This is a genomic window from Delftia sp. WSY_16, assembly GCF_043104415.1.
Lineage (GTDB): Bacteria > Pseudomonadota > Gammaproteobacteria > Burkholderiales > Burkholderiaceae_C > Comamonas > Comamonas tsuruhatensis.
Genome location: NZ_JBICKS010000040.1, coordinates 839,030 through 853,474, shown reverse-complemented (window position 1 = coordinate 853,474; position 14,445 = coordinate 839,030). Strand labels below are relative to the sequence as shown.

Below are 14,445 nucleotides of genomic sequence, written 5' to 3'. Positions count from 1 at the left end.
CATGGCCACCACACCCACTCCACCAGGGCCCGTGCTGCCCCCGTCGCCCCCCGTCGTCTACCTCAAGCCCCCGCCGGACTGGGAAGAGCATGAAAAGCCCAGCCTGCCGGGCTCGCCGTCCATGCCGCTGCACCAGCCGGCCGTGCGCGCAGCCTATGGCCTGATCGCCGTGCTGGTGGCGCTGACGGGCGGCCTGGGCAATGCACTGTTCACGGCCAACCTGCCCACCATCCAGGGGCAGATGGGGCTGACGTCTTCCGAGGCCGCCTGGCTGACCGGCGCCTACGTCATGCTCAACATGACGGCCAATTTGCTGGTCTACAAGTTCCGCCAGCAGTTCGGCATGCGGCTGTTCGCCGAGATCGGCCTGGGCCTGTATGCGCTGCTGACGCTGCTGCACCTGGTGCTGGGCAGCTACACCAGCCTGCTCATGCTGCGCGCGGCCAGCGGCCTGGCGGGCGCCACCTGCAGCACGCTGGGCACGCTCTACATGCTGCAGGCCGCGCCGCGCAAGCATGTGCTCAAGATGCTGGTGATCGGCGTGGGCCTGGGGCAGATCGCCACGCCGCTGGCCTGGATCCTGTCGCCGGGCCTGCTGTTCAACAGCGAGTGGCACAACCTCTACCTGTTCGAGGCCGGCCTGGCCCTGATCTCGTTCGCGGGCGTGGTGGTGCTCAAGCTGCCGCCGGGCGTGCATATCCGCAGCTTCGAGCGGCTGGACTTCCTGACCTTCTTCCTCATGGTGCCCGGCGTGGGCCTGCTGATCGCCGTGCTGGTGCAGGGCTACAACCACTGGTGGCTGGACACGCCCTGGCTGGCCTGGATGCTGATCGGCTCCATCGTCCTGCTGAGCGTGGCGCTGTACATCGAGCACCACCGCCGCAATCCCATGCTGCAGACGCGCTGGTTCGTGCTGGCGCCCACGGTGCGCTTCGTGATCGGTGCGCTGCTGCTGCGCTTTCTGACCACCGAGCAGACCTATGGTGTGATCGGCATGCAGCGCATGCTGGGCATGACGGTGGACCAGATGCAGCCGCTGTTCATCGTCATCCTGCTGGGCACCATCGCGGGCATTGCCGTGTCGGCGCTGACCTTCGGGCTGGAGAACATGGGCAAGCAGATCGTGGGCTCCATCGTGCTGTTCGCGCTGGCGGCCTGGCTGGACCACAGCCGCACCAGCCTGGCCCGGCCCGAGGACTTCTTCGGCAGCCAGTTCCTCATGGCCGTGGGCGCGGGCCTGTTCATGGGGCCGCTGATGCTGATCGGCGTGGTGCAGGGCCTGAAGTTCGGCGCGCACTACATGCTGACGGCCATCGTCACCATCTCCATGACGCAGGCCATGGGCGCGCTCATGGGCTCGGCCCTGCTGAGCACCTACCAGATGCACCGCGAGCAGGTGTATTCGGCCGCCATCGTGGCCGATGTCGATCCCACCGACCCCATCGTGGCCGACCGCCTGCGCCTGCAGCAGCAAAGCCTGGCCCGCGTCATTGCCGACCCGGCCCTGCGCGCGGCCCAGGGCACGGCCCAGCTGGCGCAGGCGGCACGCCGCGAGGCCAATGTGCGCGCCTACAACGACGTGTTCGCCCTCACGGCCGGCGTGGCCGTGCTCTACCTGCTGTGGATGCTGGCCCTGGCCGGCCGCGCACGCCAGCGCGCCTTCGTGGAGCGCATGCGCGCCGCCGCTGCCGATGCCTCGGCCATGCGCGGCACCGATGCCGCCGCGCCGCAGGACGCGCCGGGCCAGCCGCCCACCCAACCCGTCGCCCGCGCCTGAAACCGTTCGCCCAGAGAAAAGACAACAACATGAGTGACTCCGAAAATTCCAATGGCGGCACGGCCGCCTCTGCCTCGCCTGCGCCGGCTCCCGCTGCGGCGCCTTCGCCCTCGCCTTCGCCCAAGCTCATCAAGCCCTCGCTGCGCAGCGTGCTGGTGATGCTGGTGGTCGCACTGACCGGCGTTCTGCTGGTGCTGCGTGCCTGGAACCTGTTCCCCTTCGCGGGCACCGTGGTCAGCACCGACAACGCCTATGTGCGCGGCGCCGTCACCGTGCTCGCGCCCCAGGTCAGCGGCTATGTGACCGAGGTGCTGGTGCAGGACTACGAGAACGTCAAGGCCGGCCAGCCCCTGGTGCGCATCGACGCACGCACCTACGAAGCCGCCCAGGCCCAGGCCCAGGCCCAGCTGGCCAATGCCCGCGCACAGCTGGCCAATGCCGACCAGACCCAGGCGCAGAACCGCGCCACGCTGGGGGCCAGCCGCGCCGGCCTGGCGGCGGCGCAGGCCGAATCCGACCGCGCCGCAGCCGAGCTGCAGCGCGTGCAGGCGCTGTCCGAGCGCGGCTCCGTCTCGCTCAACGAGCGCGACAAGGTGCGTGCCACCGCGCGCTTGGCGGCCACCAACGTGGCCAAGGCCCAGGCCGACATCGAGATCAACGCCCAGAAGATCAAGGCGACGACGGTGAACCGCGCCTCGCTCGAAGCCCAGGTCCAGATGGCCGAGGCCCAGCTGCGCCAGGCCCAGATCAACCTGGACAACACCGTGGTGCACGCGCCAGGCGATGGCCAGGTCAGCGAGGTCGGCGTGCGCCGGGGCCAGTACGTCACGGCCGGCTCCCAGCTCATGTACGTGGTGCCGCACACGCTGTGGGTGGTGGCCAACTTCAAGGAGACCCAGACCGCCCGGGTGCGCATAGGCCAGGCAGTGCGCTTCAGCGTCGATGCGCTGGGCGGCGCCCACCTCACGGGCCGCGTGCTGGAGATCGCGCCGGCCACGGGCTCGGAATTCAGCGTGCTCAAGGCCGACAACGCCACGGGCAACTTCACCAAGGTCGTGCAGCGCCTGCCGGTCAAGATTGCAATCGATCCCGACCAGGAGCTGGCCGCGCGGCTGCGCGCGGGCATGTCGGTGGTGGTGCGGCTGGATACGGCGCAGCCTGAGCCCCAACCCGCACCCCAACCGGAGGTCCGCCCATGACCGCCCGCGCACTGGCCATGGCCATGGCCTGCGCTGCCGCGCTGGCCGGCTGCAGCGTGCCGCCGCTGAGCACCGCGCCTGAAGCGGCCCGGCCCGCCGTGCCCGCCCAGTGGAGCGGGGCAGGGCAGGAGCCGGCCGCCGCCGTCCAGGCATCGTGGTGGCAGGCCTTTGACGATCCGCTGCTCACGCGCTGGGTGGAGCTGGCCCAGTCCCGCAACAACGATGTGCTGCTGGCCCTGTCGCGCGTGGATGAGGCGCGGGCCAACCTGGATGTGGCAGGCGCTGCGGGCCTGCCCCAGCTCTCGGCCACGGCCGGCGCCTCCACGGGCCGCAGCCTGGGCGCGCGGGGCCTGGCGCACACGCGCTCGGTTCAGCCCGGCCTGCAGGCCAGCTGGGAGCCTGATCTGTGGGGCCGCATCGCCCACCTGGAAAAGGCCGCCGCCCTGCGCCTGCAGGCCAGCGAGGCCGACCGCGACGCCGTGGCCCTGGCCGTGGCCGCCACCATGGCCCAGGCCTATGTGGGCCTGCGCTCGCTGCAATCGCAGCTGCAAGTGGCCCAGGCCACGGCCCGCTCGCGCGAACAGGCCCTGCGCCTGGCCGACGAGCAGGCGCGCGTCGGCTACACCTCGCAGCTGCAGCTCACCCAGGCCCAGGCCGAGCTGCAATCCGTGCAGCAGGCCGTGGAGCAGCTGGAGCTGTCGCTGGCGCGCCAGCGCACGGCGCTCCTGCTGCTGGCCGGTGGCGAGGGTGACGAGCAGGCCGCCGCGCTCATGGCAACAACCGACGGCCAGTCCGCTGCGCTGGGCGCACCGCCGCCTGCGCCGGCCGCCGGCCTGCCTTCGGCCTTGCTGCAGCGCCGCCCCGACATTGCACGAGCGCAGCTGCAGCTGGCGGCCGCCGACGAAAGCCTGGCCGTGCAGCGCACCGCCTTCCTGCCCCAGGTCTCGCTGACGGCCAGCGCCGGCAGCCTGCTGGTCAATGCCCTGCAATACCACCCGGCCACGGTCTGGGCCCTGGGCGGCAGCGTGCTGGCGCCGCTGTTCACGGGCGGCCGGCTGCAAGGGCAGTTCGACGCCGTGACCGCCCAGCGCGACCAGGCCGCCTATGCCTACCGTGGCGTGGTGATCAAGGCCCTGGCCGATGTGGAAAACGCCCTGGTCGGCACCCGGCGCCTGCAGTCGCAGTGGCAGCACGCCAGCGAGCGCGAGGCGGTGCTGCAGCGCTCCCTGGGCTTTGCCAAGGACCGCTACGAGGCCGGCTACGCCAGCTACCTGGAAGAGCTGGACGCACAGCGCAATCTGTACCAGGCCCAGCAGGAAGTCATACGCCTGCGCCAGAGCCAGCTGGAAAACGCCATTGCGCTGTACCAGGCGCTGGGCGGCGGCTGGCAGGCCGCCACCACACCAGTCGCTGCACCCGTCGCTGCACCTGTCGCTGCACCTGTCGCCAGCTCCGCCCGCTGATCAGACCTTCTCGATGCGCGCAGGCAGCCCCTGGCGCACCGCGGCGCCCGACACCCAGTCCACCCACACGTTTTTGCAGCCGGGCCGCGTGGGATCGGCAAAGCCCAGGTCGTTGAGGTTCACGCCATTGGCATGCTCGGCGTTCACCGGCATGGGCTGGCCGTCGATGCTGTGGCGGCCCGCGCCCAGCTCGCGGTGGCCGTAGCCGTGCTCGATGGCCACGGTGCCTGGCATCACGCCGTCGCGCACCATGGCCACGGCCGTCACCGCGCCGCCCGGCGTGCGGATGCGCACCGTGTCGCCGTTGGCGATGCCCAGCCGCTCGGCGTCATCGCGGTGCAGGGACACCGGGTTGTGCGGATGCACCTGGCGCAGCCGCGAGACGGCAATCGACATGGAACTCATCAGGTTGGACTTGTACGAGGTCAGCAGCAGCGGCCATTGCTGCTCGCCGAAATGCGTGCGCATGGCGCTGCCGTCGGCCAGCCGCGCCGGATACCAGGTGGGGCAGCCGCTGTAGCGCTCGCCCGTCATGGCGTGGCGCATGCGGGCCAGCTCCTCGCTCCACACTTGCAGGGCAGGCGCGTGGGCCTTGCGGGTGTGGCCGTCCTTCCAGGCGTCCTCGATGCGGTCGAAGCGCCCGCCGCGCGTCAGCAGCATGGCCACCTGGCGCCATTCATCGTCCTTCAGGCGCTGGCGCAGCGCGGGCACCAGCCTGTCCACGCCGGTGATGGCGATGTCGTCATCGCTGGCCGCCGGCACGGGCTTGCCGCCTGCCCAGGCCACGTTGGCCAGGGCGTGGATGTAGAAGTCCTCGGCCGAGCGCAGCGCATGGGGCTGGCCCTGGGCGTCCTTGATGGCGGCCTCGCCAAAGCCCGGCAGGCCCAGCCGTTCTGCCACGGCGAAGAGGAAGCTCTCCACGTTCACGGGCTGGCCGCCGGCCGTGCGCGCCACGGCGGGCTGCACCACGGGCCAGCGCACGGTGGAGCTTTTGGCCACCACGTCGGCCCAGGGCGCCGAGATGCCCCAGCTCTCGTAGGTCACGGTATCGGGCACGATGAAATCGGCCAGCGCGCTGGTCTCGTTGATGAAGGGGTCGATGGAGACGATCAGCGGCAGCTTCTTCGGGTCCTTGAGATCGTCCACCAGCGCGTTGCGAAAGCCCGCAATGCCGTAGACGGGGTTGCTCATGTGGTTGATCCAGGCCTTGGCGCGGTAGGGGTAGCCGGCCAGCGCGCTGGCCAGCATCTCGCTGGACAGGCCGCCCACGGCCGGGTACCACGGGGCCTGGGCGGCGGGGTAGTCCTTCGCGCCCTCGGGCTGGCCCTCGCGCTTGCGCTGGAATTCCGCGCTTTTCTCGTAGGGCTGGCGGTGGCGTGACAGCGCCAGGCCGCGCGGCTTGACCTTGCCGTCGAAGTTGGCGAAGTCGTAGCGCGGGCCCGGGCCGAAGGGGCCGAACGGGCCGGCATCCAGCACCAGGCCGCCCTGCACGTTGAGGTTGCCCACCAGGGTGTTGAGCATGCTGATGGCGTAGGCGGTGTAGAAGCCCGCGCCGCTCATGGTGCCGCCATGCGCATCGGCCACGGCGCGTTTGCCATGGCTGGTGAACTCGCGCGCCAGCGCCTCGATCTCGCCGCGCGCCACGCCGCACAGCGCTGCGTATTCGTCCAGTGTCTTGAGGCTGGCCTGCTCGTGCAGCTTGGCCAGCGAGGAGCAGACCGACAGCTCGGGGGCCTGGTCCGCGCCTTCGGCCTTCAGGCCGGGCACGGCCACGCGGGTGCGCACCATCAGCTGTGCAGGCTCGGCCTGGGTGTGCGGCGCCAGGCGGCCATCGGCACGCCGCACCACGAACACGTCCTGGGCCGGCTTGCCGTCTTCGGCTGGCGCGGGCAGGGCCCAGCCCAGGTCGGCGCCGCGCAGAAAGCTGCCATGGCGCGGGTGGCCGGGCTCGTTGACCAGCAGGTGCGTGGCATTGCTCCAGGACGCCTCGCCCGCCGCCTGCATGGCGGCCGGGCCGGGCTGGGCGAGAAAGCCCGTGTCATGGCGCGCCTCGTCCAGGATGACGCGGATGAGCGCCATGGCCAGGGCCAGGTCGCTGGCCGGCTTGACGGCCAGCCAGCGGTTGCCGCTGCCCGCAGCCAGGCTGGACGAGGTGGGCAGCACGGGCGAGACCACCACGTAGCGGAACCGGTTGTCCTCGCGCGAGCGGGCCTCGGCCAGTTCGCGGCCCTGGCGCTGGAAGGGGTTGCCGGACTGTGCGGGCGCCGCGCCGATGAACAGGCCGAAGCTGGCATGGCTCCAGTCCGGCTTGCCGTGCGGCATGCCGGGCAGGTCGCCCAGGGCCGCTGCCGCACCCACTCGGAAACTCTGGCCGCAGTAGGCGCCGTGGTTGCTGACGTTCACGGTGCCGAAGGACGGCCCCGCAAAGCGGCGCAGCAGCTGGGCGCGGCCTTCGTTGGAGGCGTCGGTCACCAGCAACTGGTTGGAGCGCGGGCCGAACTCGGGGTTGTCGGCGTCCAGCGGCGTCCTGGTGTCCCAGATGGCGCGCAGGCCCTCGACCTGGCCTTCGCCGAACAGGTCGCCGCCCTCGCAGACTTCCTGCACCAGCTGCTCGAAGGAAATGCTCTGCCAGCGGCCGCTGCCGCGCGGGCCCACGCGCTTGAGCGGGGTGAGCACGCGGTGCGGCGCGTTCTGGTGCTCCAGCATGGACGAGCCGCGCGCGCAGGCCGTGGCCCGGCCTTCCAGGCCCAGCTCCTTGCCCAGCTTGGCGTAGACCTCGCGCACGGGTTCTTCCATGGCGGCCGGGCGCGTGGTGGCCAGCGGGTGGTAGGGGTTGCCTGCCACGCGCAGGATGCGGTTGCTGGCGGTATCGACACGCACGCGCACGCCGCACTGCGTCCAGCAGCCCAGGCAGCTGGACGGGCTGACCACCTGGCCGGGCTGGGTGGCGAGCGCGCCCGTGGCCGGGTCGATGCGGAACTCGGGCGTCAGCGAATTGCCGCGCGTGGCGCTGGCCGTGGGCGTGCCCGAGCTGCCTGTCACCAGGCCCTTGGCGCCACGTGCCAGCGTCTCGCCGTAGCCGGCCGCAAAGGCGGCCAGCCCACCGGCGGTGAGGCCACCGCGCAGCAGCAGGCGGCGGCGGGCGGCCTCGGCATCCAGGGAATCTTCGGGGGCTTGGGGGAGTTTCTTCTTGTCGGTCATGAAAGGCTTTCTGTGGCGCGGCCGGCCGGTGGCGGGCCGCGCTCCGTGAATGGGTGAGGGGTCGTCAGGGCGGCGGTGTCAGACGGCGCGGGCCGCGGCCGAGCGCGCGGGAAACAGCTCCAGCGCCCAGGTGGCCAGCGTCACCAGTGCAATGCACAGGCCGGCCACGCCCAGCATGCCCAGCAGGCCGTCGCCGCCCAGCGGCATGTGGTAGATGTACAGGCCCGCGCCGTACTTGGGCACGCCTTGCACGCCCATGAACAGCGCCCAGCGGAAGGCCCAGGCCGCGGCGGCCAGGCCCAGCCCCAGGGCCAGCGTGTAGCGCGGGCAGGCCATGCGCTGACCACCCCGCACCAGGGCCCACAGCAAGGCGGCACCGGCCACGGCCGAGCCCAGCATGCTCAGGCGCCAGACCGGAAACTGCTGCCACAGCTGCAGCGCCGCCTGGAAGGAGCGGCCCTGGCCCAGCCAGCCGGCAACGGCCCAGACCACCACCATGGCCAGCAGGCACAGCGCCAGCGCCAGGCCCAGCATGCGCAGCGCCTGCAGGGCGCCGGCATCGGGGCGGTGGCGGGCGGGCAGAAAGCGCGCCGTCACCAGCATGCAGCCCACCGTGGCCAGCCAGCCCGTGAGTGCCAGGTTCAGCGGCACCCACAGCGTGTTCCACAGCGGGCGCGAGCGCACTGCCATCAGCTCGGCGCCGGTATAGGCGGTGATGGTCAGCGCCGACACGGCCAGCAGCGGCGCCAGCCAGCGCAGCCACTGCGGCCGGCCCAGCCACCAGGCCAGCACGAAGGCCAGCGCCAGTCCCACGAAGACGGGCAGCAGCAGGGCGCCCACCGACATCCACGACCACGGCGTGAAGTGCGCATAGAAATGCCAGAAGCGCGCAGGCTGGTGCAGGTCGGCCAGCAGCGACACGGGCGCGGCGATGGCGCTGACGGCCAGCACCAGCACGGCGGCCGGCAGCAGGCGCGCCATGGCGCTGGCGCGCGGCGCCCAGGTGCAGGCGGCGGCCAGCAGGGCGGCGCCCGTGGCAATGCCGGCCAGGAAGAAGTACTGCACGGCCCAGGGCAGCCAGGCCGATTCGTAGGCGGGGGTCAGGAGTTCGACGATGTGCATGGGGTGCTCCTTGCGTTCAGTGGGAAGTGACCAGCCGCACGCTGGCCTGCCCGTCCACGCCGTCGACGAAGGCGTCGGGCAATCCCAGGTAGTACACATGCGGGTCCGTGCCCATGGCGGGCTTGAGCACCTTGAGGTCCTTGGCGTGCTCGCGCATGCGCTGGCGGATCTCGCTGCCCTCGTCGTTGAGGTCGCCGATCACGCGGGCGCCGCCCACGCAGCTTTCCACGCAGGCCGGCAGCAGGCCGGCTTCCAGGCGGTGCTCGCAGAAGGTGCACTTGTCGGCGGTCTGCGTCTCGTGGTTGATGAAGCGCGCGTCATAGGGGCAAGCCTGCACGCAGTAGCCGCAGCCCACGCAGCGCTCGTTGTCCACCAGCACGATGCCGTCGCTGCGCTGGAAGGTGGCCTGCACCGGGCAGACCGGCACGCAGGGCGGGTTGTCGCAGTGGTTGCACAGGCGCGGCAGGTTGAGCATGGCCGGCGGCAGGTCCTCGTTGCCCGCGTGCTGCACCTCGTACTGCAGCACCGTGGTGCGGAACTGGCCCAGCGGCGGCAGGTTCTCCATGGAGCAGCTCACCGTGCAGGCCTGGCAGCCTATGCAGCGGCGCAGGTCCACCAGCATGCCGTAGCGCCTGCCGGCCTCGCCGGGACGGCGCGGCGGCTGGAAACCCGGGGTGCCGGGCGCGGCCGCCGCCACGGGCAGGGCCACGGCCGCCATGGCAGCGGCCAGCAGGTCCTGCAGGAAGCCGCGCTTGCCGGCGGCGGGCTGCGCATGGGAGAGGGTAGGGGCGGGGATGTCCTGGGTGGAGGGCTTGCAGCTGCAGTCGTTGCAGCCGCTGCCGGCGCGGGATGTTTTTGGCATGGCCTGTCTTTCATCGTCCTGCGGCCACGGGAGGGTGGTCGCTCAAACTCAATAAAGCATTAAAAATATGCTTTTTATATTGAATTTAATATATGAAATTCAGGGCCTTGGCGGCTTGATATGAGTCAAGCAATGGGCTTGCAAAGCGCCACCAACTGCCTGCCATGGACAGGCGCCCAAGGCACTCCATAGCGTGTGGCGCAGGGATTAAGACGGGGTTAACAGGGTGACTGCATTCCTCGGGAATGCGGGGCGCGTATCGGAAATCACCCTCTTGTTTCCGTGCGCGGCCCCGGTCTACGCTGCTTGTGTCGCCACTGCCAAGGAGTTCTCCATGAACCATGCCCTGAACAGCCTTGCTTCGGAACTGGACCTTGCCGCCGAAGCCGGCGAGCACCTGAGGCTGCAATTCACACAGGCCTGCGTGGACCGCATCGCGCACCTGCTAGAAGACCCGGACGTCATCCGCTGCGCACAAGGCCTTCGCCGCTACCTGGACGGCCAGATCGACAGGCAGGAGCTGGACCGCCTGGCCCGCGAGGCCGCCAGCCTGGCCAACCACCACCAGGGATCACGCTCCCTCGACGGCTGCGGCCATGCCGCCGTGTCCGCCACCTATGCCACGGCCCACGGCCTGGCGGGCCGGGCGCTGCAGGCGGCCGACTATGCGGCCTATGCCATGGTCTATGGCGAGGGCGGCCACGGCGCCGTCACGGACCGCGAGTCCTTCGAGCCTGAATACCAATGGCAGGCGCGCTGCCTGGCCTCGCTGGCGCAGGCCGCTCAGCAGCGCACGTAGCACCAGGCCGACTGCTGCAGCAGGGCCAGTGACTCGATGCCGCCCTGCGGCAGCACGCGCATGCCGGCAGGCGCCTCGCGGCCCAGCTTCCTGAGCGTGTTCGGGCAGACCAACGCATGGGCCAGGGCCTTTGCATCCAGATGCTGCGGCGTGCCCGGCGCTGCGTCCAGCAGCGCCTCGACGGCCGGGCCGTTGATGACGATGCGGACTTCGGCACCGGGCCGGTCCTGGCGCAGGTTGGCCAGATTGCTGCGTGCACGGGCCAGGGCGCCGGGTGTGGGCGCATGCAGCACGATGCGCAGCGGCGGCGCATCCGGCCGGACGGGGAACAGGTCGCTCCAGTCGCTGGAGGAGGTGGAAGCGGCGGGACAACGGCTTGTGCTCATGGTCGTCCTCGTCATTTCCTGCCACGCGGCCCCATGACCTCTTCCAGCAGGCCCGGCGGCAGGCCGGTGCGTACCTGCACCAGCCCCTTGTCATCCTTCCAGACCAGGGCCGGCGTGGCACGCAGGCCCCAGGTGGACATCAGCGAGGCATGGCTGGCCAGCACCTGCCGCGTGGCCTGCGGCACCGGGGCCAGCGGCGTGGCGCCCGCGCCTTCTGCGCTGGCGCGGCCGGCCTTGGCATAGGCACGTGCGTGCTCGGCCAGGGCCTGCTCTGGCTGGCGCGCGGTCAGCAAGGCGGCGGCCTTGCCCTCGCTGCTGGGCTTGAGGATGCCCACCAGAATGTGGCGCAACTGCACCTGGCCACTCTCCACCCAGGGCCGGGCATCGTTCCACAGCTGGTTGCAATAGGGGCAGTTGGGGTCGGTGAACACATAGACCGTGCGCGGCGCGTCGGCGCGGCCATCCGGTATGGACTGGGCGCGCTGCACATCGCTCCACAGTTGCTCGCCCATGGGCTTTTGCACGGCGGCCTGCAGGGCCTGGGCGTTCACGTCGCGGCCCTGGGCATCGATCACCGTGCCCAGCACCCAGTGCTTGCCGTCAGGCATGCGGTAGATGGGCACGGGCTGGCGGTCGCGGTAGGCGGCCCAGGCCTTGAGTCCGCCCACGGCCGGCAGCGGTCCCACCAGGGTCAGTCCCTGCTGGGCCAGGAAATCCTCCGATGGCAGCTCGGACGCCGCAGCCGGCAGGGCCAAGGCTGCCGACAGTGCCAGGGCTCCTGCCAGTGCAGGCAGGGGGAACAGGGGGGAAGCGCTCATGAACATTCCTTCAGATGCTGGGCCAGGCTGGCGCGCGACAGCTCGCCCATGCGCATGCCGCACAGCCGGCCGTCGGCGCCATAGAAATAGGTGGAAGGCAGGCCCCGCTGGCGCCAGTGCCGGCCGGCCTGCTGCTGCGGGTCGAACAGCACCTGGGCCAGCGGCAGCGGGGCCGTCGCCTGCTCGCGCCGCAAATAGCCCATCACGGCCTCTGCCGTCTCGCCCTGGTTGATCCAGATGAAACGCACATCGGGCCGCTGCTGCTGGGCCTGGGCCAGCACCGGCATCTCGCGCCGGCAGGGCGGGCACCAGGTGGCCCAGAGGTTGATTACCATGGGCTTGCCATCGGCCTGCTGCAACTGCTGCAGCGAGACCGGCTGCGCCTGTCCGTTGACCAGGGTGAAGGCCGGCAGGGCCGGTGCATCTGCGGAGGGCCGCGCCTGCAGCAGGCTGCCCAGCACCAGCAGGGCCGCCCCCGCGCCCAGCGCCAGCCCTGTGGCGCGGCGCAGCACCGGGGAGCGGCGGCTGCGCCACAGCATGTACAGCAGCGCGGCCAGCAGGCCGGCCCACAGGTTCCATCCCCCGTCGCGGATATCGATGATGCGGCCTGCGAAGGCCGGCATCCCGCTCCAATCCCAGGGGGCCGGCGCGTACTCTGTCCACCACTGCGCGACATAGGCCAGGCGCGCCGCCAGCAGGCCGGCCAGGGTGCTTTGCCACAGCAGCGCATCCACGGCCTGGCCCGTGCGCCTTTCATTCCTGCGCGCCAGCCGCTGCGCCAGCAGCCAGGCCAGCATGGCCACCACCACGCCCATCGGCAGGACCAGCGGCCCCAGCGCCAGGCTGGCGGGCAGGTGCAGCCAGGCGCCCAGCGCCGATAGCGCTGACGGCCCGCCAGGCTCTGCTGCTCCGGCAAGAACAGGCGAAGGCGCCAGCAGCAGGCCGGCAAGCAAGGGCAGGAATGACGAAAGAAGAGGGGATGACCGGAGATGCATGGAAGGGAGTTTCAGCCATGCGGGCTGACAGGCCGTGGATGCTGGCAGCGGGGAATTAACGGGGGGTTAACGGCCTGATGGCCTCACGGCCTCACCTGGCTTGCCGGGCGGCAGCGCCACCTCTTGCGCTCGCAAGAAAATCCACCTCATGGATCGAGTGTCAGAACTTATTCCAGAGTGCTGCAAATGCACCGAAAGAAATGGCAATGAAGAGGGATGCCTTGAAAACCAGCTTGTTTTTCGATGAAGTCGATGGCTTCACTATCTCGTATTTGGAAACGAGCATGACGACGACAAGGGTCAGCACGCACACGACGATAAGCCGTGTCTGAAGTTCGTTCATTGCATATCCTTCCATCAAGCGGAATACGGGGTCGCGAGCGATGCGAATCCGTGAGGGCAAGGCCTGGATTGTGCATTGGTAATTGCGTGAATTTCCGCTGTGGAAGACAAGGAGAATTCCGAAATATTTCAGGATATTTCCTAGGTGGCATAGGACTTGTCCTGAAGTTCCTGCGGAATTCAGACTTGGTGATTCTTTGCCTGTTGATGGCCCCAATCCGCTTTGCTTCCAGTCCCAGCCAATCCCATGGCCGCAGACAGCAGCAAGGCCGCAGCGGCAAATCCGCCTGACAGCCAGAGCGTGGCGTGCAGCCCCCAGCCATCGACCAGTTGGCCGCCCGCCCATGAGCCCAGCGCAATACCGATGTTGAAGACGCCAACGTACAGCGCCGTGGCAATTTCCACGGCGCGTGGCGCAGCCTGCATCATCCAGGTCATCAGGCCCACCGATACGCCGCCGTAGGCCAGGCCCCAGACCAGCAGCACGGCGCCACCACCGGTTGGCGAGTCGCCCACGGACAGGAACAGCACAGGTGCCAGCAGCAGGCCCAGGGCGATCGCCGCCAGACTCGGCACCGTGCGGTGCGCCGCGATGATGCCCGCCAGGAAGTTGCCCGCAATGCCCGCGATGCCGTAAGCCAGCAGCAGCGCGCTCATCCATTGCGCATCGAACCCCGACACCGTCAGCAGCAGCGGGCGCACGAAGGTGAAGGCCATGAAATGCCCGGCCACCAGCAGCAGCGTCAGTGCCAGCCCGGCCTGCAGCCTGCGGTTGGCCAGCTGATGACTGAATTGGCGCAGGCTGGCCGAGCCTGTGGCAGGCAGGGCGGGGAGAACGGCCATGTGCAGCGCCAGCACCAGTGCGCTGAAGCCTGCCATGCCACCGAATGCCCAGCGCCATCCCGCGAAATCGCCGATCAGCGCGCCCAGCGGCACGCCCAGCACCGAGGCCGCCGCCACGCCGCCAAAGATGATGGAGGTTGCCAGGCCCATCGACGCCTGGGGTACCAGCCGTGCCGCCAGCCCGCCCGCGATTGCCCAGATGCCGCCCATGCAAAAGCCCACCAGGACGCGCGCGGCCAGCAGCCAGATCAGCGACGGCGCCAGCGCCGAGGCCAGGTTGGCCAGCACGAGCAGGGCCAGCAGTCCGCACAGGATGCGGCGCCGGTCCATGCCGCCCGCCGCCATCACCACCAGCGGCGCGAACAGCGCGGCCAGCAGCGCCGGCAGCGAGATCATCAGGCCGGCCCTGCCCATGGAGGTGCCCAGGCTGCCAGCAATGGATGTGAGCAGGCCGACCGGCAGCATTTCCGTGGTCACCACGGAAAAGGTGGCCAGGCCCACGGCGGACACGGCCAGCCACGGGCGGCGCGCGGCGGGTTCGGGCCGCGTGGAGGAAGACGAATTCATGGTCCAGATCCCTTCAAACAGGTGGGGGGGTGTTGCACCGCCGTCGCGGGACAGAGAAAATACATACGCTG

12 protein-coding genes are annotated in these 14,445 nt (G+C 70.1%); 4 read left to right on the top strand and 8 right to left on the bottom strand.

The window, feature by feature from the left end; all coding sequences use genetic code 11:
* Position 1: 1 nt before the first annotated feature.
* The 3 genes from ACF8O7_RS23575 to ACF8O7_RS23565 are packed head-to-tail and all read left to right on the top strand — an operon-like array spanning position 2 to position 4,439.
* Positions 2-1,777, top strand: a complete 1,776-nt coding sequence (locus ACF8O7_RS23575; RefSeq protein ID WP_012206052.1) for an MFS transporter — start codon at positions 2-4, stop codon at positions 1,775-1,777.
* 29 nt (positions 1,778-1,806) lie between these two features.
* Positions 1,807-2,976, top strand: a complete 1,170-nt coding sequence (locus ACF8O7_RS23570; RefSeq protein ID WP_126311490.1) for an HlyD family secretion protein — start codon at positions 1,807-1,809, stop codon at positions 2,974-2,976.
* Positions 2,973-4,439 carry an efflux transporter outer membrane subunit gene (locus ACF8O7_RS23565; RefSeq protein WP_126311489.1) on the top strand — a complete coding sequence of 489 codons (1,467 nt, stop codon included), beginning with the start codon at positions 2,973-2,975 and terminating at the stop codon, positions 4,437-4,439. The genes ACF8O7_RS23570 and ACF8O7_RS23565 overlap by 4 nt, the downstream gene beginning before the upstream one ends.
* On the opposite strand, the gene ACF8O7_RS23560 is transcribed toward ACF8O7_RS23565, so the two are convergent.
* From ACF8O7_RS23560 to dsrO, 3 genes are all read right to left on the bottom strand, one after another.
* Positions 4,440-7,640: a tetrathionate reductase subunit A gene (locus ACF8O7_RS23560; protein WP_280047671.1), complete on the bottom strand. Its 3,201-nt coding sequence runs from the start codon at positions 7,638-7,640 to the stop codon at positions 4,440-4,442.
* A 78-nt stretch (positions 7,641-7,718) separates the two neighbouring features.
* Entirely contained in the window at positions 7,719-8,762 is a 1,044-nt protein-coding gene (nrfD, locus tag ACF8O7_RS23555; protein WP_126311487.1) for an NrfD/PsrC family molybdoenzyme membrane anchor subunit, read from the bottom strand.
* A gap of 16 nt (positions 8,763-8,778) precedes the next feature.
* Positions 8,779-9,624 (bottom strand): sulfate reduction electron transfer complex DsrMKJOP subunit DsrO, encoded by an 846-nt coding sequence (gene dsrO / locus ACF8O7_RS23550; RefSeq protein ID WP_016446234.1) that lies wholly within the window; start codon positions 9,622-9,624, stop codon positions 8,779-8,781.
* A gap of 334 nt (positions 9,625-9,958) precedes the next feature.
* Here dsrO and ACF8O7_RS23545 point away from each other — a divergent pair, with 334 nt between their 5' ends.
* Entirely contained in the window at positions 9,959-10,423 is a 465-nt protein-coding gene (locus ACF8O7_RS23545; protein WP_012206046.1) for a hypothetical protein, read from the top strand.
* Here ACF8O7_RS23545 and ACF8O7_RS23540 read toward each other — a convergent pair.
* From ACF8O7_RS23540 to ACF8O7_RS23520, 5 genes are all read right to left on the bottom strand, one after another.
* Positions 10,408-10,809, bottom strand: a complete 402-nt coding sequence (locus ACF8O7_RS23540) for a hypothetical protein (protein WP_126311486.1) — start codon at positions 10,807-10,809, stop codon at positions 10,408-10,410. The genes ACF8O7_RS23545 and ACF8O7_RS23540 overlap by 16 nt on opposite strands.
* A gap of 11 nt (positions 10,810-10,820) precedes the next feature.
* Positions 10,821-11,627, bottom strand: a complete 807-nt coding sequence (gene dsbG, locus ACF8O7_RS23535) for a thiol:disulfide interchange protein DsbG (protein ID WP_046985196.1) — start codon at positions 11,625-11,627, stop codon at positions 10,821-10,823.
* Positions 11,624-12,622 (bottom strand): TlpA disulfide reductase family protein, encoded by a 999-nt coding sequence (locus tag ACF8O7_RS23530; RefSeq protein ID WP_126311485.1) that lies wholly within the window; start codon positions 12,620-12,622, stop codon positions 11,624-11,626. Before ACF8O7_RS23530 ends, dsbG begins: the two co-directional genes overlap by 4 nt.
* Before the next feature lie 160 nt (positions 12,623-12,782).
* Positions 12,783-12,965 carry a hypothetical protein gene (locus tag ACF8O7_RS23525; protein WP_043821398.1) on the bottom strand — a complete coding sequence of 61 codons (183 nt, stop codon included), beginning with the start codon at positions 12,963-12,965 and terminating at the stop codon, positions 12,783-12,785.
* 179 nt (positions 12,966-13,144) lie between these two features.
* Complete coding sequence (locus ACF8O7_RS23520) at positions 13,145-14,374, bottom strand: MFS transporter (RefSeq protein WP_126311484.1); 1,230 nt, start codon at positions 14,372-14,374, stop codon at positions 13,145-13,147.
* Positions 14,375-14,445: the final 71 nt, after the last annotated feature.

Coding starts and splice junctions, on each gene's coding strand:
- ACF8O7_RS23575 (WP_012206052.1), top strand. CDS start 2: ATGGCCACCACACCCACTCCACCAGGGCCCGTGCTGCCCCCGTCGCCC.
- ACF8O7_RS23570 (WP_126311490.1), top strand. CDS start 1,807: ATGAGTGACTCCGAAAATTCCAATGGCGGCACGGCCGCCTCTGCCTCG.
- ACF8O7_RS23565 (WP_126311489.1), top strand. CDS start 2,973: ATGACCGCCCGCGCACTGGCCATGGCCATGGCCTGCGCTGCCGCGCTG.
- ACF8O7_RS23560 (WP_280047671.1), bottom strand. CDS start 7,640: ATGACCGACAAGAAGAAACTCCCCCAAGCCCCCGAAGATTCCCTGGAT.
- nrfD (WP_126311487.1), bottom strand. CDS start 8,762: ATGCACATCGTCGAACTCCTGACCCCCGCCTACGAATCGGCCTGGCTG.
- dsrO (WP_016446234.1), bottom strand. CDS start 9,624: ATGCCAAAAACATCCCGCGCCGGCAGCGGCTGCAACGACTGCAGCTGC.
- ACF8O7_RS23545 (WP_012206046.1), top strand. CDS start 9,959: ATGAACCATGCCCTGAACAGCCTTGCTTCGGAACTGGACCTTGCCGCC.
- ACF8O7_RS23540 (WP_126311486.1), bottom strand. CDS start 10,809: ATGAGCACAAGCCGTTGTCCCGCCGCTTCCACCTCCTCCAGCGACTGG.
- dsbG (WP_046985196.1), bottom strand. CDS start 11,627: ATGAGCGCTTCCCCCCTGTTCCCCCTGCCTGCACTGGCAGGAGCCCTG.
- ACF8O7_RS23530 (WP_126311485.1), bottom strand. CDS start 12,622: ATGCATCTCCGGTCATCCCCTCTTCTTTCGTCATTCCTGCCCTTGCTT.
- ACF8O7_RS23525 (WP_043821398.1), bottom strand. CDS start 12,965: ATGAACGAACTTCAGACACGGCTTATCGTCGTGTGCGTGCTGACCCTT.
- ACF8O7_RS23520 (WP_126311484.1), bottom strand. CDS start 14,374: ATGAATTCGTCTTCCTCCACGCGGCCCGAACCCGCCGCGCGCCGCCCG.